Below are 21,687 nucleotides of genomic sequence, written 5' to 3'. Positions count from 1 at the left end.
ATCCTCGGCTGCACCGGCGTCCAGTTGGCCGATGTGGCCCACGTTACAGTGCCGTGAACTCTGGGAGCGCTCCCAGTTGTCGAGAGGGCGGCGGCATGACTCGGCGAACAATGGCGTTGGCGGTCACGGCGGTGGTGTTGATCGGCGGGGTTCCCGCCGTCGCGGCACCGCTCGCGGTGGCCTGCACCGTCACCTATCAGATCACCAACGAGTGGAACACCGGATTCGGCGCGGCCGTGTCGATCCGCAACGACGGGGAGGCGCTCAACGGCTGGAACCTGACCTGGACGTTCCCGGACGGCCAGCGCGTCACGCAGGGCTGGAGCGGCAACTTCACCCAGACCGGCGCGGTGGTGAGCGTGACCAACCCCGCCTGGGCGCCGAGTCTGCCCTCGGGCGGCACCGCGCAGGTGGGCTTCAACGGCAGCAAGGGATCGGCCAACCGGCCACCGACGGACTTCGCCGTGAACGGCGTGTCCTGCACCGGCCCCAACCAGTCGCCGTCCGTGGCACTGACGGCGCCGGCCACGGGCAGCAGCTACACCCTGCCCGCGCAGATCCCGCTGGCGGCGACCGCGCAGGACACCGACGGCACGGTGGCCAAGGTCGACTTCTACGCGGGCGACCAGCTGATCGCGACCGACACCAGCGCGCCGTTCAGCGGCACGTGGACGTCGGCGCCGGCCGGTGATCACAGCATCACCGCGCGGGCCACGGACAACCGCGGCGCCACCACGACCTCGGCACCCGCCGCGGTGAAGGTGCTGTCCGGACCGGCGGTGCTGGCATCGCCGAGCACGGTCTCGGTGAAACAGGGACAGACGGCGACGTTCGACGTCTCCCTGGCCACGGCACCAAGTCAGCCGGTCACGGTCACGATCGCCCGCAGCGGCAGCGCGGACCTGACGGCGACCCCGGCCACGCTCACGTTCTCCGGCACCGCGAAGCAGACGGTCACGGTGACGTCGGCGAACAACGGTGGCGCGCTCGGTACCGCCACGTTCACGGCGTCGGCCACCGGGTACAGCCCGGCGAGCGTCACGGTCAACGAGATCGATCCGTCCACATCGGACTTCAACAAGGCGTTCCTCGACCAGTACAACAAGATCAAGTCGCCCTCGAGCGGCTACTTCCGCAAGTTCGGCGACCTGCTCGTGCCGTACCACTCGGTCGAGACGCTGATGGTGGAGGCACCGGACCACGGTCACCAGACCACGTCCGAGGCGTTCAGCTACTACCTGTGGCTGGAGGCGAGCTACGGCCGCGTCACCGGTGACTGGGCGCCGTTCAAGTCCGCCTTCGCGTCGATGGAGAAGTTCATCATCCCGGCGAAGGCCGACCAGCCGACCAACGACAAGTACGACCCGGCGAAGCCGGCCACCTACGCGCCGGAACACCCGAGGATGGACTCCTACCCGGCGGTGCTGGACACCGCGGTCCCGGTCGGGCAGGACCCGATCGCGGCCGAACTCAAGGCCGCGTACGGCAACTCGGACGTCTACGGCATGCACTGGCTGATCGACGTCGACAACACCTACGGCTTCGGCCGGTGTGGCGACGGCACGACGGCACCGTCGTACATCAACACCTACCAGCGGGGTTCGTCGGAGTCGGTGTGGGAGACCATCCCGCAGCCCTCGTGCGACACGTTCAAGCACGGTGGCCCCAACGGCTTCCTGGACCTGTTCACCAAGGACGCCTCCTACGCCAAGCAGTGGAAGTACACCAACGCACCGGACGCGGACGCCCGCGTGGTGCAGGTGGCGCTGCTCGCCCAGCAGTGGGCCACGGCGCAGGGCAAGGCCGGGGACATCTCCAGCGAGATCGGCAAGTCCGCGAAGATGGGCGACTACCTGCGGTACGCCATGTTCGACAAGTACTTCAAGCGCGTCGGCAACTGCACCAGCCCCTCGTCGTGCCCCGGCGCGACGGGCAAGAACAGCGCGCACTACCTGATGTCCTGGTACTACGCCTGGGGCGGCGCGACCGACACGTCCGCGGGCTGGGCGTGGCGCATCGGTGACGGCGCCTCGCACCAGGGCTACCAGAACCCGTTGGCAGCGCACGCTCTCGCGAACGTGCCCGCGCTCAAGCCGTTGTCCGCCACCGGACAGCAGGACTGGACGACGAGCCTGAGCCGGCAGCTCGAGATGCTGCAGTGGTTGCAGTCGGCCGACGGTGGTTTGGCCGGTGGCGTCACGAACAGCTGGGAGGGGCAGTACGCCTCGCCTCCGTCGGGCACGCCGACGTTCTACGGCATGTACTACGACGCCCACCCGGTGTGGCGCGACCCGCCGAGCAACCGGTGGTTCGGCTTCCAGGTGTGGGGGATCGAGCGCACGGCGGCGCTGTACCGGCTGACCGGGGACGCGCGCGCCAAGAAGATCCTCGACAAGTGGGTGCCGTGGGCGATCGCCAACACCACCACGGGCACGAACTTCCAGATCCCGGCCGACCTGGAGTGGTCGGGAGCGCCGGACACGTGGAACGCCACCAACCCCGGCGCGAACGCGAACCTGCGGGTCCGCGTGCTCAATCGCAATCAGGACGTCGGTGTGGCCGCGTCCTACGCCAAGGTGCTGCTGAACTACGCGGCGCGGTCGGGCAACGCCCAGGCCAAGACCACGGGCGAGTCCCTGCTGACGTCCCTGCTGTCGCACCAGGACAGCCTCGGCATCGCGACCCCGGAGACCCGCACGGACTACAACCGGTTCGACGACGTCTACAACACCAGCACGCGCGAAGGCCCGTACGTGCCGAGCGGCTGGACCGGCCGGATGCCCAACGGTGACCAGATCGGCCAGGGCTCGTCGTTCCTGTCGATGCGGTCGATGTTCCGCAACGACCCCCAGTGGCCGAAGGTGCAGTCCTATCTGGACGGTGGACCGGCGCCGACGTTCACCTACCACCGATTCTGGGCGCAAGCCGAGATCGCCACGGCGTTCTCCCTGCACGCCGAGATCTACGGGTGAGGAGTCCCGAGATGAGGAAACGCATAGCGCTCCTGACAGTCGCGGTCGCGGTCGGCGCTGTTCTCGTGCACACCGGCGGCACGGCGGTCGCGCACGGGTCGATGGTCTGGCCCGGCAGCCGCACCTACCTCTGCTACGAGGACGGTCGCGCCGGCAGCGGTGGCGGCGACCTTCAGCCGACCAACCCGGCGTGCGTCGCCGCGGTGGCCCAGGGCGGGAAGCAGCCGTTGTGGGACTGGTTCGGCAACCTGATCAGCAACGCCGCCGGACGCCATCGGGAGATCATCTCCGACGGCAACCTGTGTGGCCCCACCACGAAGTACGCCGCCTACAACCTCACTCGCGCCGACTGGCCGTCGACGCAGGTGCAGGCGAACAGCACGGTCACGTTGCGGTACAACGCATGGGCGCCGCACCCCGGCACGTGGGAGCAGTACGTCACCAAGGACGGCTTCGACGTGACGAAGCCGCTCAAGTGGTCCGACCTGGAGTCGGTGCCGTTCGACAAGGTGACGAACCCGCCGCTGGCGAACGGCGAGTACGCCTGGCAGGCCCGGCTGCCCAACAAGTCGGGCCGGCACATCATCTACTCGCTCTGGCAGCGTTCGGACAGCCCTGAGGCGTTCTACAGCTGCTCGGACGTCGTGTTCGGCGGCGGCACCGGCACACCCGACACCACCGCGCCGTCGGCGCCCGGCACCCCTGTCGCGTCGGGCGTCACCAGCAGCACGGTGAAGCTGGACTGGACCGCGTCGACGGACAACATCGGTGTGACTGGCTACCGCGTCTACAACGGCAGCCAGGTGGTCGCGACCTCCGCCACCAACTCGGTGACGGTCACCGGTCTGACCGCGGACACCCAGTACTCGTTCACGGTGGTCGCGACGGACTCGGCGGGCAACGCGTCGGCGTCGTCGTCGGCGGTCGCGGTCAGAACAGCGAGTGGTGGCAGCATCGGTTCCTGTTCGGTGGCGTACACGCGACCGAGCACGTGGAACGGCGGATTCACCGCGAACGTGACGGTGTCGAACAGCGGCACCAGCGCGATCAGCGCGTGGCAGCTCGTGTGGGCTTTCCCTTCGGGACAACAGCTCTCGCAGGCCTGGTCGTCGACGATCACCGTCGCGAGCGGGCAGGCGACCGCGAAGGGCGCGTCGTACAACGCGGACATCCCGGCCGGAGGCTCGGTCACGTTCGGGTTCAACGCCACGACGACGTCCACACCGACTGATCCGACGTCCTTCACGCTCAACGGTTCCGCGTGCGCCATCCGGTGATGAGGGCCCTGGTCGCCCTCCTGGTGGTGGGTTCGGTCGCGTTCGCCCTCCTCGTAGGACGCGCCGAACCCACCCCGGACCTCAGCAGGGGTGTCGACGGCGTCGCCGCGTGGCTGCACGACCTGACCGACGAGTGCGCGAGCGTCAAGCGGGACGACGACTTCACCGACTTCGCAGGTCCGGTGCGGTCGAAGGTCTACGCGCCGTTCATCGCGGAGTGGGGGACCTGTGCCAAGCAGCCGTACGAACGGCTGGGGCTGCTGATCCTGCGGCCGGGCCTCGAACAGGCCTGGCGGACCGCGCTCGCGAACGGCGAGGTCCGGGGAGATCCGGACCTCGCGTTCGGGGACGGGTTCGCGCTCACCGGCTCGATCGGCATGGAGTACCTCGGCCTGAAAAGACTTGAGTGCACGCCCACCGCGTGTTCGCTCATGGAGATCAAACACCATTGAGAGACGGGAGATCCGGAGCAATGAAGCTCAACGGACAGAGGCGGTGGGCCGCGGCGGGAGTCGTGGTCGCCACCACCGCGGCGACGATCGCGGTGGCGCTGACCGCACCACCCGCGGGCGCCGCACCCGGTTGCCGTGTCGACTACACGGCGAACCAGTGGGGTGGCGGTGGTTTCGGTGCCGCGGTGAAGATCACCAACCTCGGCGACGCCGTGACGGGCGGCTGGACGCTGAAGTTCGCGTTGCCCGGCAGCCAGCGCGTGGCGCAGGGGTGGAGTGCGAACTGGACGCAGTCGGGCGCCAACGTGACGGCGACGAGCATGTCGTGGAACGGGGGCCTGGGCACCAACGCGTCCATCGACATCGGCTTCAACGGCTCCGGTGCCGCCAGCGGTGACGTGAACCCGACGACGTTCACCCTGAACGGCACGGTGTGCACCGGAGCACCGACGACGACCACGACGACGACCACCACGACCACCACGACCACGAGCGGCAACCCGAACCCCGGCAACCGGGTCGACAACCCGTACGCCGGCGCGAAGGTCTACGTGAACCCGGACTGGTCGGCCAAGGCGAGCGCGGAGTCGGGCGGCAGCCGGATCGCGAACCAGCCGACCGGTGTGTGGATGGACCGCATCGCCGCGATCAGCGGCACCACCGGTGCCCGCGGGCTGGCCTCGCACCTGGACGAGGCGGTGCGCCAGGCGGCGGGCACGCCACTCGTCATCCAGCTCGTGATCTACAACCTGCCCGGCCGCGACTGCGCGGCACTGGCCTCCAACGGCGAGCTCGGGGCCACGGAGATCAACCGCTACAAGACCGAGTACATCGACCCGATCGCGGCGATCCTCGCCAGGCCCGCGTACGCGAACCTGCGCATCGTGACCGTGGTCGAGATCGACTCCCTGCCCAACCTGGTCACCAACGTGACGCCGCGACCCACTCAGACGCCGCAGTGCGACGTGATGAAGGCGAACGGCAACTACGTGACCGGCGTCGGGTACGCGCTCGCGAAGCTGGGCGCGGTCCCGAACGTCTACAACTACCTCGACATCGGGCACCACGGCTGGCTGGGCTGGGACGACAACTTCGGCCCGTCGGCGGAGCTGCTGTTCCAGGCCGCCAACGCGTCCGGCGCCACGAAGGCCAACGTGCAGGGCTTCATCGCCAACACCGCCAACTACGGCATCCTGACGGAGCCGAACTTCACGATCGACGAGTCGGTCAACGGAACGCCGGTGCGGCAGTCGAAGTGGGTGGACTGGAACCGCTACACCGGTGAGCTGCCCTACGCGCAGGCGTTCCGGCAGCGGGCCGTGCAGGCGGGCTTCGACGCGAACGTCGGCATGCTGATCGACACCAGCCGCAACGGCTGGGGCGGCGCGGCGCGTCCGTCCGGTCCCGGACCGAAGACGACGGTGGACACGTACGTCGACGGCGGCAGGCTCGACCGGCGCATCCACCTCGGCAACTGGTGCAACCAGTCCGGGGCCGGCATCGGTGAACGCCCGAAGGCGGCACCCGCCTCCGGCATCGACGCCTACGTGTGGATCAAGCCGCCGGGCGAGTCGGACGGCGCGAGCGAGGACATCCCGAACAACGAGGGCAAGGGCTTCGACCGGATGTGCGACCCCACGTACACCGGCAACCCTCGGAACAACAACAACCTGTCCGGCGCGCTCGGGAACGCGCCGCTGTCCGGGCACTGGTTCTCCGCCCAGTTCCAGGAGCTCATGCGCAACGCCTACCCTGCGCTCTGAGCAACTCGATGTGAACGTGCCCATGCGGCCGGCCCTGTCGTTCGGGGCCGTGCCGTGTGGGCGCGCTCTTCCTACCTGCTCTCAGTTTCTGTCGGGCAAGTTTCCAGACAGTGCTGAATTCGTCTGGACCACCCGAATTGCGCAATGTTAACGCACACATAACTCTTGATGTCATCAGAAGGTGCTCCCTATGGTGTCGACACGCTCACTGAGCGCAAGCGCGAAAGGAGGCTGTGTGGTCACCATCGCGGACGTCGCAAGGCACGCCGGGGTAGCCCCGAGCACGGTCTCCTACGTCCTCACGGGCAAGCGGTCGATCTCCGCGGACACGAAGTCGAGAGTCCGCGAGAGCATCAGGGCGCTGGGCTACCAGCCGCACGCCTCCGACCGCACGATGTCGGCGGGCCGGACGAACGTGATCGGGCTGGTGCTCCCGCTGCGGGCGGGCACGCACCTGCCCGCGGTGATGCGCTTCGTCACCGCCGCGGTGACGACCGCGCGTCGCTACGACATGGACCTGCTGCTCATGACCGCGGACGACGGCGCGGCGGGCCTGCGCCGTGCCGCGAACAGCGCCCAGGTCGACGGGTTCCTCGTGATGGACGTGGAGATGGACGACGACCGCGTGCCGCTGCTGCGGCAGCTGTCCAAACCGTCCGTCCTCATCGGACATCCCGCGGCTGCTCGCGGGCTCACCTGCGTGGACCTGGACTTCGAGGCCGCGGGCGCGAAGTGCGTCGACCACCTCGCCGACCTCGGCCACCGCTCCATCGGTTTCCTCGGCGCGCCGAGCGCCGTCTACCGGCGCAGCACCGGCTTCGCCCACCGCACCATGAACGGGTTCAGCGCGGCCGCCATGCGCAGGGGGGTCGCCGCGACGGCACTGGCCGTCGAGGGCGACCACGACTCGGTGCTCAGAGCCACCAAGGCCCTGATCCGCGCCCACCCGTCGATGACGGCGCTGGTCGTGCACAACGAGGCGGCGCTCGGCTGGATCACCACCTGCCTGCGCGCGGCCGGACGGCAGGTCCCCGGTGACGTGGCCGTGGTCGCGATCTGCCCGGACGAGCTGGCCGAGCAGACGTCACCGCTGCTCACCTCGGTACGCCTGCCGGCGGAGGAGCTCGGGAGGCACGCCGTCGACCTGCTCGTCGCCAAGCTGGAGGGCAAACAACCACCACCCCTGATGCTGTTGCCGCCCAGGCTCTCCCGCCGGGCGAGCACACCGGACCCGGCCGCGCACCGCGGTACGGCCTGACCGGTCCGGGCATGGACGGGCGACGCTGGGACAGACAGCGTCCGCGCGTGCGGACATGCGGCGCGCACACGCGGACGGTCCTGGTGGTCGTCTTGGAGGAGTGCGCGATCTGTGACTGTCGCGCACTCCTCCTTCCTCGAAGCCGACCTTCGCCCGCGTTCGTCTCGCGGGCGGTGTGACGGACGGTCGTCGGGCTGGTGTCGTTCTGTGCGGACATGCGGCGCGTACGGAACGACATGCCCTCAGGACCGTCCTGGAGGAGTGCGCGACTCACGGCGGAGCGGTCGTCGCGCACTCCTCCTCCCTTTAGGCTCGCCCCGTGGAACTGGCAGAGGCTTTGACGCGCAGGGTGGTCGTGCTCGACGGCGGGATGTCGACGGCACTGGAGGTCGCCGGGCACGACCTGTCCGACGAGCTGTGGTCGGCGCGGTTGCTGCTCACCGATCCGGACGCCCTGCGCTCGGCCCACCTCGCCTACTTCCGGGCGGGTGCCGAGGTCGCGATCACCGCGAGCTATCAGGCGAGCTTCCCCGGTTTCGCGCGGCGCGGGATCAGCGAGAGCGAGACGGCGCGCCTGCTGCGTTCCAGCGTCGAGCTCGCCCGCTCCGCCGCGTCCGATGTGGACGGACCGCGCTGGGTGGCGGCGTCCGTCGGGCCGTACGGCGCGGTGCTCGCGGACGGGTCGGAGTACCGCGGCCGCTACGGCCTGAGCCGGCAGGAGCTGATCGACTTCCACCGCCCGCGGCTCGAGGAGCTGTGCGCGGCGGGGCCCGACGTGCTCGCGGTCGAGACCGTCCCGGACGTCGACGAGGCCGAGGCCGTGCTGGAGGTGGTGCGCGGCAGCGGTGTGCCGGCCTGGCTCTCCTACAGCGTGCGCGGTAACCGGACCTGCGCCGGGCAGCCGTTGGAGGAGGCGTTCGAGGTGGTGGCGGGTGTCGCCGAGGTGATCGCCGTCGGTGTGAACTGCTGCGCGCCGGAGGACGTGGCGGGCGCGGTCGCCGTGGCCCGCGAGGTCACCGGGCTGCCGGTCGTGGTCTACCCGAACAGCGGGGAGCGGTGGGACGCGCGGGACCGGTCCTGGACGGGGGACGGGACCGGCTTCGCCGCGCAGGCCGGGCAGTGGGCTGACGGCGGTGCTCGGCTGGTGGGCGGGTGCTGCCGGACCGGGCCGGACGCGATCGCGGTGCTGGCGAAGGGCCTTGCCACGAGGTCGTGAACAGGCGAACGGCCTGCCGGTCCCCGTCCGACCGGCAGGCCGCCGCGCTTTCCCCGTGGTGGTCAGGCGACCGCGCAGGCGTTCCCGTTGAGGCTGAACGAGGCCGGAGCGGCCGAGTCGCCGGTGTGGGTGGCCTGGAAGCCGATGGTGATCGACGAGTTCGGTGCTATGTCGGGGTTGTAGGAGACGTTTCTGGCCGTCACCTGTCCCGACGAGGGGGAGTAGGTCGCGCTCCACCCGGAGGTGATCGTCTGCCCGCTCGGCAGCGTGAAGGCCAGAGCCCACCCTCGGACCGGCGCGGAACCGGTGTTGGTGATGGTGATGTTCGAGGTCAGGCCGGTGTTCCAGGCGTTGACGACGGTGCTGACCCGGCAGGCCGAGCCGCCGGGAGGCGACGTGGTGGTCGTTGTCGTGGTGGTCGTGGGCTCGGTGCCGGTGAACTGGGTGATGAACTTCCAGGCCTCGCCGGAGGTCCAGGTGCGCCAGCCGTCGCCGCCCGAGTCGATCGGTCCCGGTGTGTGCCCGCCGTCGAACGCCGCCCACACCACGGGGTAGCCCGCCCGGCAACCGCTGTAGGCGGTGACGACGTGCGTCCGGCTGCCCGCGCTCGGCTCGCGAGGGTTCTGCGGTGTGCAGCCGTTGTTGCGCACGAACGTGTCGCGCAGCCCGCGGCCCAGGCCGATGCCCAGGACGTTGTCACTGATGCCGTGGATGCCCATGTACCCGATGGGTTGGGTACCGCCGTCGCAGCCGCTGAGCTGCGCGCCGGAGTAGGCGACCACGGCGCGGAACACGGTGGCGCGGGCACACGCCACCGCGTACGACATGCCGCCGCCGTAACTGAAACCACCGGCGAAGCGCTGGGTCGTGTCGATGCACAGCCCGGCGTCGAGCAGCCGGACGAGGTCGTCGACGAACCTCAGGTCCTGGCCGCCGGGGTTGGCCCAGCCGTTGTCGTTGCCCTGCGGCGCCACGAAGATCGTGCCGTTGTTCGCGGCGTCGGAGAGCCGCCGAAGCCCGTAGTAGGACCAGTTGTAGCCGTCACCGCCGCCGGAGTCGACGTCGTTCGCGGTGCCTCCCCGCCAGTGGAAGCCCACGAACAGCCGGTACTGGCGGTTGTTGTCGTAGCCGGGCGGCAACCGCAGTGTGTAAGAGCGGTTCTGGCCACCACTGCTGATCGTGTGCTGGCCGCTCGCCAACGCCGGTGGCTTGCCGCATCCCGCCGTCGCCGCCGTCGTGCCGGAGCCCGGACCGCCGAGGGCGATGCCCGCGGCGCCCAGGAGGGCGACCGCACTCGCGACGGCCGCGGCGATCACGGACCTATGCCGGGGCATGGTTCAGCTTCTCGTGCACCATCGTTCTTCCCTTCGATCGTCACACCGGTCAGGCAGCGGAGCAGCGCACGCCGTTGAGAGTGAAGCCGTCCGCGGGGCCGCTGTTGCCCGTGTGCGTGGCCTGGAAGCCGATCGACACCTGGGCGGAAGGCGCTATCTGCGCGTTGTAGTTGACGTTCGTCGCGGTCACCTGGCCGGTGGCGGGGGAGTAGGTGGCGCTCCAGCCGCCCGTGATGGTCTGTCCGCCGGGCAGCGTGAACTGCAGCTTCCAGCCGTTCACGGCCGTCGCGGACGTGTTGGTGATGGTGATCGTCTCGGTCAGGCCGGTGTTCCAGGCGTTGACCGCCGCCTTGACCGAACAGCCCTGGGACGGCGGCGGAGTGGTCGTCGTGGTCGTGGTCGTCGTCGTGGTGGTACCGGTGGGCGGGCGGTCCAGGCCCAGGAACGTGATGGCGTAGCCCACCATTCCGGCGGTCGGCACGTCGTGGCCGGTGCCCTGGGCGCTGATGCCTTCGACGACGCCGGTCGCGCCGTATCGCGTGCGGGTCCAGTTCGACTGGGGCTGGTCGGTGGACGCCGGCGTCCTGCTCACCCCGTGCAGGTTCGTCCACTGGTCGAGCGCCTCACCGAAGTTCGGGTAGGCCAGCGTGGTGTCGTTGGTGCCGTGCCACAGCTGCATCCGCGGGTAGCGGCCGGTGTAGCCGGGGTACATCGCCCTGGCCTGGTCACCCCACTGCTGCGGGGTCTTCAGAAGCGTTCCGCCCGAGCACTGGCTGTTCCACATCGATCCGTCGGTCGTCGCGAAGCAGCCCGCCGGGACGCCCGCGAAGGCCGAGCCGGCGCTGAACACGTCCGGGTACTCGGCGGCCAGCACGTTGGTCATCATCGCTCCGGACGAGATGCCCGCGACGACGATGCGCTCCGGGTCCACGTTGTAGCGCTGACGCGCGTACGACACCATCGACATGATCCCGGTCGAGTCGCTGCCTCCGTTGCGGCGCAACGCGTTCTGCGTGGAGACGTCGAAGCAGTGGCCGTCCCTCGTCGCTTCGGGGTAGACGATCACATAGCCGTTGCGGTCCGCCGCGGTGACGAAGTCGCGTCCACCGCCGTTGTGCACCGCGCTCGCGGAACCGGTGCAGTAGTGGATCATCACGAGGAGTGCGGGGCGTGCCGCGACCGTGTCGGGCGCGTAGACGTACATGTTCAGGTTGGTCGGGTTGGTGCCGAAGTTCGTGACGCGCACGAGCGACGCGGCGCTCGCCGGCTGGGGCACGAGCGAGAGAGCGACGGCGGCGGCCAGCAGCACGGCCGCCGCGACGATGGCAGCTGTGCTGCTCCAAAGCTTGCGGGTCAAGGTCATCATGGTCTCCCCGAGGGCAGGCCGGCTCCCGCGGAGGACGTGTCGCCCGATCCGCGGGAGCCTGCCCGGTGTGTGGTGCGGGACGTCAGCTCGCGGTGCAGGCCGGGTTCAGCCCGGCTCCGCTTCCGCTGCCCTGGAAGCCGAACTCGGTTGACCCGCCGGCGGGCACGTTGGCGTTGTAGTCCACATTGGACCAGGTGACGGTTCCGCTGTTGCCGCTGCGGGTGGCACTCCACGAGCCGGTGACGGTGCCGTTCGACAGGGTGGTGGTGACCTTCCAGCCGCGCAGGGCACTGGACCCGGCGGTGACCTTGATCGTCGCGACGAAGCCCTCGTTCCACTGGTTCAGCGACACCGACGCGCTGCACGCGCCCGGAACGGGGTCGTTGCTCGTCGTCGTGGTGGTGGTCGTGGTGGTTGTCGTCGGGTCGGTGCCACCACCCGCGTTGAGCGCGTCCAGCGTGGAGTTGTAAGCGGCCTTCTTGTTGCCGCTGTTGTCGAACAGCAGCGGAGTGCCGGAAGCGCGCCAGGAGTCGGAGTCGCGGATGCCCCACACGGTGATGCCGGTGCACCGCGAGACGGCCAGACAGGCTCGGGTGACGGTCTGGTACCGCTGCGCCTGGGTGCTGCCGGAGCCCTCGATGTCCAGTTCGGTGATCTGGACGTCGACGCCGAGGTTGGCGAAGTTCTGCAGGGTGGTCTGGTAGTTGGACGGCACCGGGCTGTTGTTGTTGAAGTGGGACTGGAAGCCGACGCAGTCGATCGGCACGCCGCGGGACTTGAAGTCCTGCACCATCCGGTAGACGCCCTGCGTCTTGGCATGCGACCAGTCGTCGGTGTTGTAGTCGTTGTAGCAGAGCTTCGCGTTCGGGTCGGCCGCCCGTGCCGCGCGGAAGGCGACCTCGATCCAGTCGTTGCCGGTGCGCTGGAGGTTGGAGTCACGGCGGCCGCCGCCGCTGCCGTCGGCGAAGGCCTCGTTCACGACGTCCCAGGCGTAGATCTTGCCGCGGTAGTACGTCGCGACCTGCGTGACGTGGTTCAGCATCGCGTTGCGCAGCGCGGAACCGGACATGTTCTGCATCCAGCCGGGCTGCTGCGAGTGCCACGCCAGCGCGTGCCCGCGGACCCGCTTGCCCTGGTTGCGCGCCTGGTTCACGATCCGGTCAGCGTTGCCATAGCTGAACTGGCCCTGGTTCGGCTCAGTCGCGTCCATCTTCATCTCGTTCTCAGCCGTGACCATGTCGAACTCGCGGTTCAGGATCCCGGCATAGGTCGAGTCGCCCAGTTTGTTCGCGGCCACCGCGGTGCCGAAGTAACGACCGCTCTGCTGGGCCGCCGCGCCGAGGGTGGTTGCCGCGTTCGCGGCGGGAGGTGCGATCAGGGTGGCGCCGATTGCCGCTGTCGCGACCGTGGCAATGATCGGGATCAGGGCCACTGACTTCGATGTCAGTTTCATCATTCACGCTTTCGCAGGAACACCCCGTCGCGGGGTGTGATGGGCAGGGTCAGCTCACGAGGTCCGGTGCGCCAGTGCCGGATCCCGTTGAGCGACAACGAGTGTCGCAGCTCGCTGTTCGCGCTCACAAGAACGCGTCGTCGAATTCGACAGCAGGTTGACCTGATCGGCGTAGGAATGTAGGGGAGCGCTCCCAGTCTGAACTTCAAACCGTTTGAGCACAGTGGTCGAACAAGTTTCGAAACTGTATTCCGCAAAAGTGAGCGCTAACAACTTCAGCGTTGACCGAACCTTGTTCCACGGCTACATTGGCCGCAACTCGTATTCGCTTTCCGCGGTGCTGGTCCGATGCGGACCTGGTGCTCGACCACACGGCAGTGGAATTCGCACGCCGTTCGTGGGAGCGCTCTCATGCGCCGTGACTCCTGATGCCCACCAGCGACGATGCTGCGAGGACCCTGAATGAGAGCAACCGATCCGGCTCGCGCCGGTGCTTCCCCGTCGACCCGTGACTCCCCATCGGGTTCGTCTTGTCCGCGAAGTTCATCCAGCAATCGGAGAGGAAGCACGATGGCACGGTGGAAGCGGGGAACAGGCGCGTGCGTGCTCGCGGGCGCGGTCGTCACCGGGGTCACCGCCCTGGTCGTCAGCACCGGCGTGACCGTCAGCGCCGCGGAGTCGGCGTTCTACGTCGACCCGTCGAGCTCGAGCGCGCGGTGGGTGGCCGCGAACCCGGGAGACTCGCGGGCGTCGGTCATCCGTGACCGCATCGCGTCGGTCCCGCAGGCGCGGTGGTACACGACGACCAACACCTCGACCGTGCGCTCGGAGGTCAGCTCCTTCGTGGGCGCGGCGGCCTCCGCCGGGAAGATCCCGATCCTGGTGGTCTACAACGTCCCCAACCGCGACTGCGGAGGCGCCAGCGGCGGCGGGGCGCCCTCGCACGAGGCCTACCGGGCCTGGGTGGACGAGGTGGCGGCGGGCCTGGCCGGTCGTCCGGCGACGATCGTGCTGGAACCGGACGTGCTGCCGTTGATGACCACCTGTCAGAACGCGGACCAGCAGAACCAGACCAAGGCGTCGATGGCCTACGCGGGCAAGCGGCTGAAGTCCGGTTCCGGCCAGGCGAAGGTGTACTTCGACATCGGGCACTCCGCGTGGCTGGCCCCGGCGGAGGCCGCGAACCGGTTGCGCGGCGCGGACATCTCCAACAGCGCCGACGGCATCTCGACCAACGTGTCGAACTACCGCGCCACGTCCGACGAGGTGAACTTCGCGAAGAACGTGCTCAACGCCGTCGGGGACGGCCGGCTCAAGGCGGTCGTGGACACCAGCCGCAACGGCAACGGTCCCGCCGGCAGCGAGTGGTGCGACCCGGCGGGACGCGCCATCGGCACACCCAGCACGACGAACACGGGTGACTCGAAGATCGACGCGTTCCTGTGGGTCAAGCTGCCGGGCGAGTCGGACGGCTGCATCGCGCCGGCCGGTCAGTTCGTGCCGCAGCGGGCCTACGAGCTCGCGATGGCGGCGGGGCCGATCACGACGACGACCACGACGACTACCACCACGGGCGGTAATCCCGGCGGCGGGTGCAAGGCGACCCATCGCGTGGTCAGCCAGTGGAACGGCGGCTACACCGGGGAGATCCTGATCGAGAACCGCGGCCCGGCGATCAACGGCTGGACCTTCACCTTCTCGGCACCTGGCGTGTCCGTCACCCAGGGCTGGAACGGCACGTGGACGGACACGGGCGACGTGGTCCGGGTGGCGAACGTGGCGTGGAACGGCTCGCTGGCGTCCGGTGCCCAGCTGAGCATCGGGTACAACGCGAACTACAACGGCACGCCGCCGTTCGCGTCACCGGCGCTGAACAACGTCGCCTGTTCCTGAGGCGACGACAGGGAAAGCGGGTCCCGTCACCGCACCGCCGTGACGGGACCCGTCGCCGTGCGCCACGGAGTCCTCTGTGGACACGACGCGTCCGCACCCGCCATCGGACCGGATGAAGAGCGGGTGGCCACGACCATCTCGTGGAACTCCGGCCGTGACGTGGCCGGGCCCGTACGGGAGGCGGATCCGCGGTGGGACGAACGCGCGTGACCCTGGCCGACGTGGCGGCGGCGAGCGGGGTGTCGGTCACGACCGCGTCGCTCGTGCTGACCGGAAGAGCGCGGGAACTGCGCATCTCCGAGGCGGCCGAACGGCGCGTGCGCTCGACCGCCCTGGACCTGGGTTATCGGCGTGGCACGCTCGTGACGGGACCCCGGCCAGGACGTTCGCGGACGATCGGGTTCGTGCTCGACACAATCGCCTCGACCGGGCTGGCCGGCGACGTGCTCAGCGGCGCGCTGGAGGCCGCGCATCGGCGCGGGTTCGTGCTGTTCGTGGGGGAGACCGGTGGCGACCCGGTGGAGGAACGGGCGCTGTTCGCGGCGATGTGCGACCGGCGTGCCGACGGCATCGTCCTCGCGGCCGCGGACACGAGGGTGGTCGCCCTGCCGGACGGCCCGCACCACGTGCCCGCGGACGCGAGGGTGGTCGCCCTGCCGGACGGCCCGCGCCACGTGCCGGCGGACACGAGGGTGGTCGCCCTGCCGGACGGCCCGCGCCACGTGCCGGCGGACACGAGGACGGTCGCCCTGCCGGACGGCCCGCACCACGTGCCCGCGGTGCTCCTCAACGCCACCAACGCCTCCCGCCCCGGTCTTCCGTCGGTGATGCCAGACGAGCGGCAGGGCGGCCGTTCGGCGGCGCGTGTCCTCGTCGAGGCCGGGCACCGGCGCGGCGTTCACCTGATCGGCGTGGGTCCCCGCGGCGTGCCGCCTGGCGGTGTCGCGGCCGTGGAGCGCCTCGTCGGCATACGCGAGGTGTTCGAGGCCGCAGGCGTCGAGATCGCCGGTGCGCATTGCTGTCCGAAGTGGACACCGGAGGACGGCTACGACGCGACCCGGCGGCTGCTGAGCGCCCATCGGCCGCGGGCGCTGGTGTGCTTCGACGACCGCCTGGCGTTCGGGGCGTACCAGGCGCTCGCCGAGGCCGGGCTCTCCGTGCCCGGTGACGTCTCCGTGCTCGGGTTCGGCGACCACCCCGTCGCCTCGTGGATGCGACCCCGGCTGACCACCGTCGCCCTGCCGCGCCACGAGCTCGGCGCGCGGGCGGTCGGGGTGCTGGTGGAGATGCTGGAACGGCGGCCGCGTGGCGTCCGGTCGTCCCTGGTCCACCGGGTGCCGATGCCGCTGCGTGAGGGCGGCTCGGTGGCACCTCCGCAGCGCTGAAGCGCCGATTGTTCGCGTTAACAGCGGTGTTGGTACGGATGGCGTTCTGGGTGTTCATGGAGCGGAAGCTGCTAAAAGTTAGCGCTCACATTTAGCTTTGACCCCGCGTGACGGGGTCTTCTACATTGCTGGAAGCAGCCCCCTGTCGCTGACCGCCCGCGCCAGTGCGTGATCGTGCTCTCCGCTTCCTCCGACGACGAAGGGTGATCATGTTCTTCGTACGACTGTTCACATCCCGGCGGGCCCGGCTCACGGCCGCCGCCGCTGTACCGCTGATCGCCGTGTCCGCACTCGCCGCGGTGACGGTGCCTCCGGCCGCGGCCGCGCCGGGCTGTTCGGTGACGTACTCGGCACCGTCCCAATGGGACGGTGGGTTCACGGCGAACGTCAGCGTCACCAACCTCGGTGACGCCGTCAACGGCTGGACGCTCACCTGGAGCTTCTCCGCCGGCCAGCAGGTGAAGCAGGCCTGGAGCGCGGAGACGACCCAGTCGGGGAGCCAGGTGACCGCGCGCAACGTCTCCTACAACGCGGCGATCCCCACCGGCGGCAAGGTCGAGTTCGGCTTCAACGGTTCCTCCACGGGAACCTCCAACCCGAACCCCACGGCGTTCACGCTCAACGGCACCCTCTGCACCGGTGAAGTCGGCCCCACCACCACAACCACAACGACGACCACGACGGGCAACCCGCCCGTGGGCAACCTGCCGTCGAGCTTCCGCTGGAACTCCAGCGGCGTGCTGATCAGCCCGAAGCCGGACTCCACGCACGCGAACGTCGCGGTCAAGGACCCGAGCGTCATCTACCACAACGGCAAGTACCACGTCTTCGCGTCCACCTACACCGACGGCTACAACCTGATGTACACCAGTTTCAGCGACTGGTCCCAGGCGTCGTCCGCACCGCACTACTACCTCGACCGCTCTGGCGTCGGCGCCGGGTACCGGGCCGCGCCGCAGGTGTTCTACTTCGCGCCGCAACGCCTCTGGTACCTCGTCTACCAGACCGGGTCGAACGCCTCGTACTCGACGACGTCCGACATCTCCAACCCCGCGTCGTGGTCCACGCCGAAGAACTTCTACGCCAACGGGATGCCGCAGATCATCCGCGACAACATCGGCAACGGCTACTGGGTCGACTTCTGGATGGTGTGCGACACCGCGAAGTGCTACCTGTTCTCCTCCGACGACAACGGCCACCTCTACCGGTCCGAGACCAGCCTCGGCCAGTTCCCGAACGGCTTCACCAACACGGTGATCGCCATGCAGGACAGCAACCGCAACCGGTTGTTCGAGGCGTCCAACGTCTACAAGATCGCCGGGAAGAACCAGTGGTTCCTCGTGCACGAGGCGATCGGCTCGGACGGCCGCCGCTGGTTCCGCTCCTGGACCGCGCCCTCGATCACCGGTCCGTGGACGGGGCTGGCCGAGAGCGAGTCGAACCCGTTCGCCCGCGCCAACAACGTGACGTTCCCAGGTGGACAGTGGACGCGCGACATCAGCCACGGCGAGATGGTGCGCACGAACGTCGACCAGACGATGGAGATCAGCCCCTGCAAGCTCAGCTATCTCTACCAGGGCATGGACCCCAACGCCGGGGGTGACTACAACCGGCTGCCCTGGCGGCTCGGCCTGCTGACCCAGACCAACTCGACCTGCTGAGTGCAGGACCGACGCCGCCGGGCACGCGCACCGGCGGCGTCCCCCCGCGAGAAAGGGGCGACGATGCCCTCCTGGTCCAGGAAACTCACGCGCCTCGCCGCCGTCCTGCTGGCGGCGATGGCGACCGTCACCGCGAATCCCGCCACCGCCGCTCCCGGCAGTCCGGCGCTGACCCCGCCACTCGGCTGGAACAGCTGGAACAGCTTCGGCTGCGGCATCACCGAGAGCCAGGTCCGCCAGGCCGCCGACGCGATGGTGTCGTCGGGCATGCGCGACGCCGGCTACCAGTACGTCGTCGTGGACGACTGCTGGTTCGACCCGCAGCGCGACTCCGCCGGCAACCTGCGCGCGCACCCGTCGAAGTTCCCGAGCGGGATGAAGGCGCTGGGCGACTACATCCACACCCGCGGCCTGAAGTTCGGCATCTACCAGGCACCCAACGAGAAGACGTGCGCGCAGGGCACCGGCGCCCACCCCGGTTCGACGGGGAGCAAGGGCCACGAGGTCCAGGACGCGCGGAGCTTCGCGTCGTGGGGCGTGGACTACCTGAAGTACGACTGGTGCTCGGGCGCCGGCACCCGGGACGAGCAGATCGCCCGGTTCACGATCATGCGCGATGCCCTGCGCGCCACCGGCCGCCCGATCGTCTACAGCATCAACTCCAACAGCTTCCACGCTCCCACCGGTGACAGGTACGACTGGAGCGAGGTCGCCGACCTGTGGCGTACCACCGAGGACCTGCTGGACATCTGGCAGAACGGCAACACCAACAGCTATCCGATGGGCGTGGGCAACGTCGTCGACATCACCGCCCCGCTCGCCGTGCAGGCCGGTCCCGGCCACTGGAACGACCCGGACATGCTCGTCGTCGGGCGCCCCGGCCTCACGCTCACCGAGTCGCGGTCGCACTTCACGCTGTGGTCGCTGATGGCGGCGCCCCTCATGGCGGGCAACGACATCCGCACCATGTCCGCCGACGTCAGCGCGGTCCTGCGCAACCAGCGCCTGATCACCGTGAACCAGGACGGCCTCGGTGCCGGAGGGCGCCGGGTGCGCGACGACGGCGCCACCGAGGTGTTCGCCAAACCGCTCGCGGACGGCTCGGTCGCCGTCGGCCTGTTCAACCGGGGCGGCGGCACGGCGACCATCTCCACCACGGCCGCCCAGATCGGCCTGTCCGGCAACGGTTTCACGCTGACCGACCTCTGGACCGGCGGCACGTCCAGCACGTCGGGCGCGATCTCCGCGTCCGTTCCCGCACACGGCGTCACTGCGTTCCGGGTGACCGGTGGCAGCCCGCTGGAGAACACCACCTCGCGGCTGCGCGGTGCCGGGTCGAACCGTTGCCTCGACGTCGAGAACGGCTCCACGGCGGCCGGGGCCGCGGTCGTGATCCAGGACTGCCTCACGCCGGCCTCCCAGCGGTGGACCTCCTGGACCAACGGCGAGGTCCGGGTGTTCGGCGACAAGTGCCTCGACGCGTACGACCAGGGCACCGCCAACGGCACGAGGGTCATCGTCTGGCAGTGCAACGGTCAGGCGAACCAGCGCTGGACGCTGGGTTCGGACGGGACGCTGCGCAACACGAACGCCGGTCTGTGCCTCGACGTCGAACGGGCCGCGACCGCCAACGGCTCGAAGCTGGTGCTGTGGACCTGCAACGGCCAGACCAACCAGAGGTGGTCGCGATCATGAGATGGGCTCCCGTCGCGGCGGCGGTGTCCGCCCTCACCCTGGTGGCCGCGGGACTCGCCGCGAGCACGACCGCGCAGGCCGCCCCCGGCTGTTCGGTCGCCTACATCAAGACCTCCGAGTGGCAGGGCGGCTTCGGCGCGTCCGTGTCCATCACCAACACCGGTGACGCGATCACCGGCTGGACGCTCGAGTGGACGTACGCCTCCGACCAGCAGGTCGGGCAGCACTGGAACGCGGTGATGACGCAGAGCGGCGGTGAGGTCAGCGCGCGCAACGCCTCCTACAACGGGTCTGTGCCCTCCGGCGGCAAGGTCGAGTTCGGGTTCAACGCCACGTCCGGCTCCGCCAACCCCGACCCGGCGTCCTTCCGCCTCAACGGAACCAGCTGCAACGGCGGCACGGATCCGACCACCACCACGACCACGACCACCACCACAACGACCACCACCACAACGACACCCAGGCCGGCGTCGTTCAGCAACCCGGTGCTGTGGCAGGACTTCGCCGACATCGACATCATCCGCGTGGGCGACGCGTACTACTACTCGGCGTCGACCATGCACTACTCGCCGGGCGCGCCGATCCTGCGTTCGTACGACCTGGTGAACTGGGAGTTCGCCGGGCACTCCGTGCCACGACTGGACTTCGGCTCCAAGTACGACCTCAACGGCGGCAGGGGGTACGTGCGGGGGATCTGGGCGTCGTTCCTCAACCACCGCAAGAGCAACAACACCTTCTACTGGGGCGGGTGCGTCGACTTCGCCCAGACCCACATCTACACCGCCGCGGCCGTGGACGGGCAGTGGTCGAAGCTCTCCACGATCAACAAGTGCTACTACGACGCGGGAATGCTGGTCGACGACAACGACACGATGTATGTGGCGTACGGCAACACCACGATCAGCGTCGCGCAGCTGTCGGCGGACGGGAAGTCGGAAGTGCGTTCGCAGCAGGTCTTCCAGACGCCGTCCAACATCGGCACCCTGGAGGGCGCGCGGTTCTACAAGCGGGGCGGCAGCTACTACATCTGGCTGACCAGGCCCGCGAACGGCCAGTACGTGCTCAAGTCGTCGAGCCCGTTCGGCCCGTACACCGTCCAGCAGGTGCTGCTGAACATGCCCACGCCGATCCAGGGCGGGGGAGTGCCGCACCAGGGCGGCATGGTGCAGACGCAGAACGGCGACTGGTACTACATGGCCTTCGTGGACGCCTACCCCGGCGGCCGCGTACCGGTGCTCGCCCCGATCACCTGGACCTCCGACGGCTGGCCGCGCATCACCACCGTCAACGGCGGCTGGGGCGCGAACTACCCGATGCCGAACCTGCCGTCGCGCCCGGTGAGACCCATGACCGGCGTGGACACCTTCGACGGCACCGCGCTCAAGCCGCAGTGGGAGTGGAACCACAACCCGGACACGACGAAGTACAGCGTCGGCAACGGTTTGAGGCTGTCCACCGCGACCGTCACCAACGACCTGTACAACGCCCGCAACACTCTCACCCACCGAACACAGGGCCCGACCTCGACGGCCACCGTCACACTCGATCTCGCCTCGATGCGCGACGGTGACCGCACCGGACTGGCGATGCTGCGCGACTCCTCGGCGTGGATCGGGGTCAAGCGCGACAGCGGCCGCAACCGCGTGGTCATGGTCAACGGCCTCACCATGGACAGCAACTGGAACACCACCGGCACCGGCACCGAGGTCGCGAGCGCGAACCTCACCGGCACCCGGATCTGGTTGCGCGCCAACGCCGACATCCGTCCCGGCAGCGGACGGCAGGCCCGGTTCTCCTACAGCACCGACGGCGTGAACTTCACGTCACTGGGCAGCGGCTTCACGCTGAAGAGCGACTGGCAGTTCTTCATGGGCTACCGGTTCGGCATCTTCAACCACGCCACGCAGGCGCTCGGCGGCTCGGTGGGGGTGCAGCGCTTCGAGCTGACCACTCCCTGACAGC

Annotated in this window: 15 protein-coding genes; 12 read left to right on the top strand and 3 right to left on the bottom strand. The window is 69.2% G+C overall.

Features of this window, described 5'->3' with window-relative positions:
- Window positions 1–95 precede the first annotated feature (95 nt).
- From BM417_RS09125 to mmuM, 6 genes are all read left to right on the top strand, one after another.
- Window positions 96–2,972 (top strand): glycoside hydrolase family 48 protein, encoded by a 2,877-nt coding sequence (locus BM417_RS09125; RefSeq protein ID WP_218164402.1) that lies wholly within the window; start codon window positions 96–98, stop codon window positions 2,970–2,972.
- A gap of 11 nt (window positions 2,973–2,983) precedes the next feature.
- Window positions 2,984–4,249 (top strand): lytic polysaccharide monooxygenase, encoded by a 1,266-nt coding sequence (locus BM417_RS09120; protein WP_218164401.1) that lies wholly within the window; start codon window positions 2,984–2,986, stop codon window positions 4,247–4,249.
- Window positions 4,249–4,701, top strand: a complete 453-nt coding sequence (locus BM417_RS09115; RefSeq protein WP_143138571.1) for a hypothetical protein — start codon at window positions 4,249–4,251, stop codon at window positions 4,699–4,701. Before BM417_RS09120 ends, BM417_RS09115 begins: the two co-directional genes overlap by 1 nt.
- A 20-nt stretch (window positions 4,702–4,721) precedes the next feature.
- Window positions 4,722–6,464: a glycoside hydrolase family 6 protein gene (locus BM417_RS09110; RefSeq protein WP_093589934.1), complete on the top strand. Its 1,743-nt coding sequence runs from the start codon at window positions 4,722–4,724 to the stop codon at window positions 6,462–6,464.
- Between the two features lie 235 nt (window positions 6,465–6,699).
- Window positions 6,700–7,722: a LacI family DNA-binding transcriptional regulator gene (locus tag BM417_RS09105; protein WP_218164400.1), complete on the top strand. Its 1,023-nt coding sequence runs from the start codon at window positions 6,700–6,702 to the stop codon at window positions 7,720–7,722.
- 370 nt (window positions 7,723–8,092) lie between these two features.
- Window positions 8,093–8,938 carry a homocysteine S-methyltransferase gene (gene mmuM / locus BM417_RS09100; protein WP_093591009.1) on the top strand — a complete coding sequence of 282 codons (846 nt, stop codon included), beginning with the start codon at window positions 8,093–8,095 and terminating at the stop codon, window positions 8,936–8,938.
- 62 nt (window positions 8,939–9,000) lie between these two features.
- Here mmuM and BM417_RS09095 read toward each other — a convergent pair whose 3' ends face one another.
- The 3 genes from BM417_RS09095 to BM417_RS09085 form a co-directional block, all read right to left on the bottom strand.
- A complete protein-coding gene (locus BM417_RS09095) occupies window positions 9,001–10,272 on the bottom strand; it encodes a cellulose binding domain-containing protein (protein ID WP_093589928.1) in 1,272 nt (423 codons plus the stop codon).
- Between the two features lie 49 nt (window positions 10,273–10,321).
- Window positions 10,322–11,629 (bottom strand): extracellular catalytic domain type 1 short-chain-length polyhydroxyalkanoate depolymerase, encoded by a 1,308-nt coding sequence (locus BM417_RS09090; protein WP_245821795.1) that lies wholly within the window; start codon window positions 11,627–11,629, stop codon window positions 10,322–10,324.
- 91 nt (window positions 11,630–11,720) lie between these two features.
- Window positions 11,721–13,091 carry an endo-1,4-beta-xylanase gene (locus BM417_RS09085; RefSeq protein WP_093589922.1) on the bottom strand — a complete coding sequence of 457 codons (1,371 nt, stop codon included), beginning with the start codon at window positions 13,089–13,091 and terminating at the stop codon, window positions 11,721–11,723.
- Window positions 13,092–13,661: 570 nt separating this feature from the next.
- Here BM417_RS09085 and BM417_RS09080 point away from each other — a divergent pair.
- The 6 genes from BM417_RS09080 (at window position 13,662) to BM417_RS09060 (ending at window position 21,683) form a co-directional block, all read left to right on the top strand.
- Window positions 13,662–14,984 carry a glycoside hydrolase family 6 protein gene (locus BM417_RS09080; RefSeq protein WP_093589919.1) on the top strand — a complete coding sequence of 441 codons (1,323 nt, stop codon included), beginning with the start codon at window positions 13,662–13,664 and terminating at the stop codon, window positions 14,982–14,984.
- A gap of 39 nt (window positions 14,985–15,023) precedes the next feature.
- On the top strand, window positions 15,024–15,194 hold the full coding sequence (locus BM417_RS47660; RefSeq protein ID WP_177320343.1) for a hypothetical protein: 171 nt from the start codon (window positions 15,024–15,026) through the stop codon (window positions 15,192–15,194).
- Entirely contained in the window at window positions 15,191–16,369 is a 1,179-nt protein-coding gene (locus BM417_RS09075; RefSeq protein ID WP_218164399.1) for a LacI family DNA-binding transcriptional regulator, read from the top strand. The genes BM417_RS47660 and BM417_RS09075 overlap by 4 nt, the downstream gene beginning before the upstream one ends.
- A gap of 209 nt (window positions 16,370–16,578) precedes the next feature.
- On the top strand, window positions 16,579–18,030 hold the full coding sequence (locus BM417_RS09070) for a non-reducing end alpha-L-arabinofuranosidase family hydrolase (protein WP_093591006.1): 1,452 nt from the start codon (window positions 16,579–16,581) through the stop codon (window positions 18,028–18,030).
- A gap of 63 nt (window positions 18,031–18,093) precedes the next feature.
- On the top strand, window positions 18,094–19,725 hold the full coding sequence (locus BM417_RS09065) for a glycoside hydrolase family 27 protein (protein ID WP_093589913.1): 1,632 nt from the start codon (window positions 18,094–18,096) through the stop codon (window positions 19,723–19,725).
- Window positions 19,722–21,683, top strand: coding sequence for a family 43 glycosylhydrolase (locus tag BM417_RS09060; protein ID WP_093591003.1), 1,962 nt, complete (start codon window positions 19,722–19,724; stop codon window positions 21,681–21,683). Before BM417_RS09065 ends, BM417_RS09060 begins: the two co-directional genes overlap by 4 nt.
- Window positions 21,684–21,687: the final 4 nt, after the last annotated feature.

It is taken from the genome of Lentzea waywayandensis (genome assembly GCF_900115955.1).
In the GTDB taxonomy this organism is placed as follows: Bacteria; Actinomycetota; Actinomycetes; order Mycobacteriales; family Pseudonocardiaceae; genus Lentzea; species Lentzea waywayandensis.
This window is presented reverse-complemented; position numbering and strand designations above follow the sequence as displayed.

Excerpts from the sequence above, each read along its gene's own strand:
- mmuM (WP_093591009.1), top strand. The coding sequence starts at position 8,093 with ATGTCGACGGCACTGGAGGTCGCCGGGCACGACCTGTCCGACGAGCTG.
- BM417_RS09060 (WP_093591003.1), top strand. The coding sequence starts at position 19,722 with ATGAGATGGGCTCCCGTCGCGGCGGCGGTGTCCGCCCTCACCCTGGTG.
- BM417_RS09070 (WP_093591006.1), top strand. The coding sequence starts at position 16,579 with ATGTTCTTCGTACGACTGTTCACATCCCGGCGGGCCCGGCTCACGGCC.
- BM417_RS09095 (WP_093589928.1), bottom strand. The coding sequence starts at position 10,272 with ATGCCCCGGCATAGGTCCGTGATCGCCGCGGCCGTCGCGAGTGCGGTC.
- BM417_RS09110 (WP_093589934.1), top strand. The coding sequence starts at position 4,722 with ATGAAGCTCAACGGACAGAGGCGGTGGGCCGCGGCGGGAGTCGTGGTC.
- BM417_RS09085 (WP_093589922.1), bottom strand. The coding sequence starts at position 13,091 with ATGAAACTGACATCGAAGTCAGTGGCCCTGATCCCGATCATTGCCACG.
- BM417_RS09120 (WP_218164401.1), top strand. The coding sequence starts at position 2,984 with ATGAGGAAACGCATAGCGCTCCTGACAGTCGCGGTCGCGGTCGGCGCT.
- BM417_RS09080 (WP_093589919.1), top strand. The coding sequence starts at position 13,662 with ATGGCACGGTGGAAGCGGGGAACAGGCGCGTGCGTGCTCGCGGGCGCG.
- BM417_RS09125 (WP_218164402.1), top strand. The coding sequence starts at position 96 with ATGACTCGGCGAACAATGGCGTTGGCGGTCACGGCGGTGGTGTTGATC.
- BM417_RS09065 (WP_093589913.1), top strand. The coding sequence starts at position 18,094 with ATGCCCTCCTGGTCCAGGAAACTCACGCGCCTCGCCGCCGTCCTGCTG.
- BM417_RS09115 (WP_143138571.1), top strand. The coding sequence starts at position 4,249 with ATGAGGGCCCTGGTCGCCCTCCTGGTGGTGGGTTCGGTCGCGTTCGCC.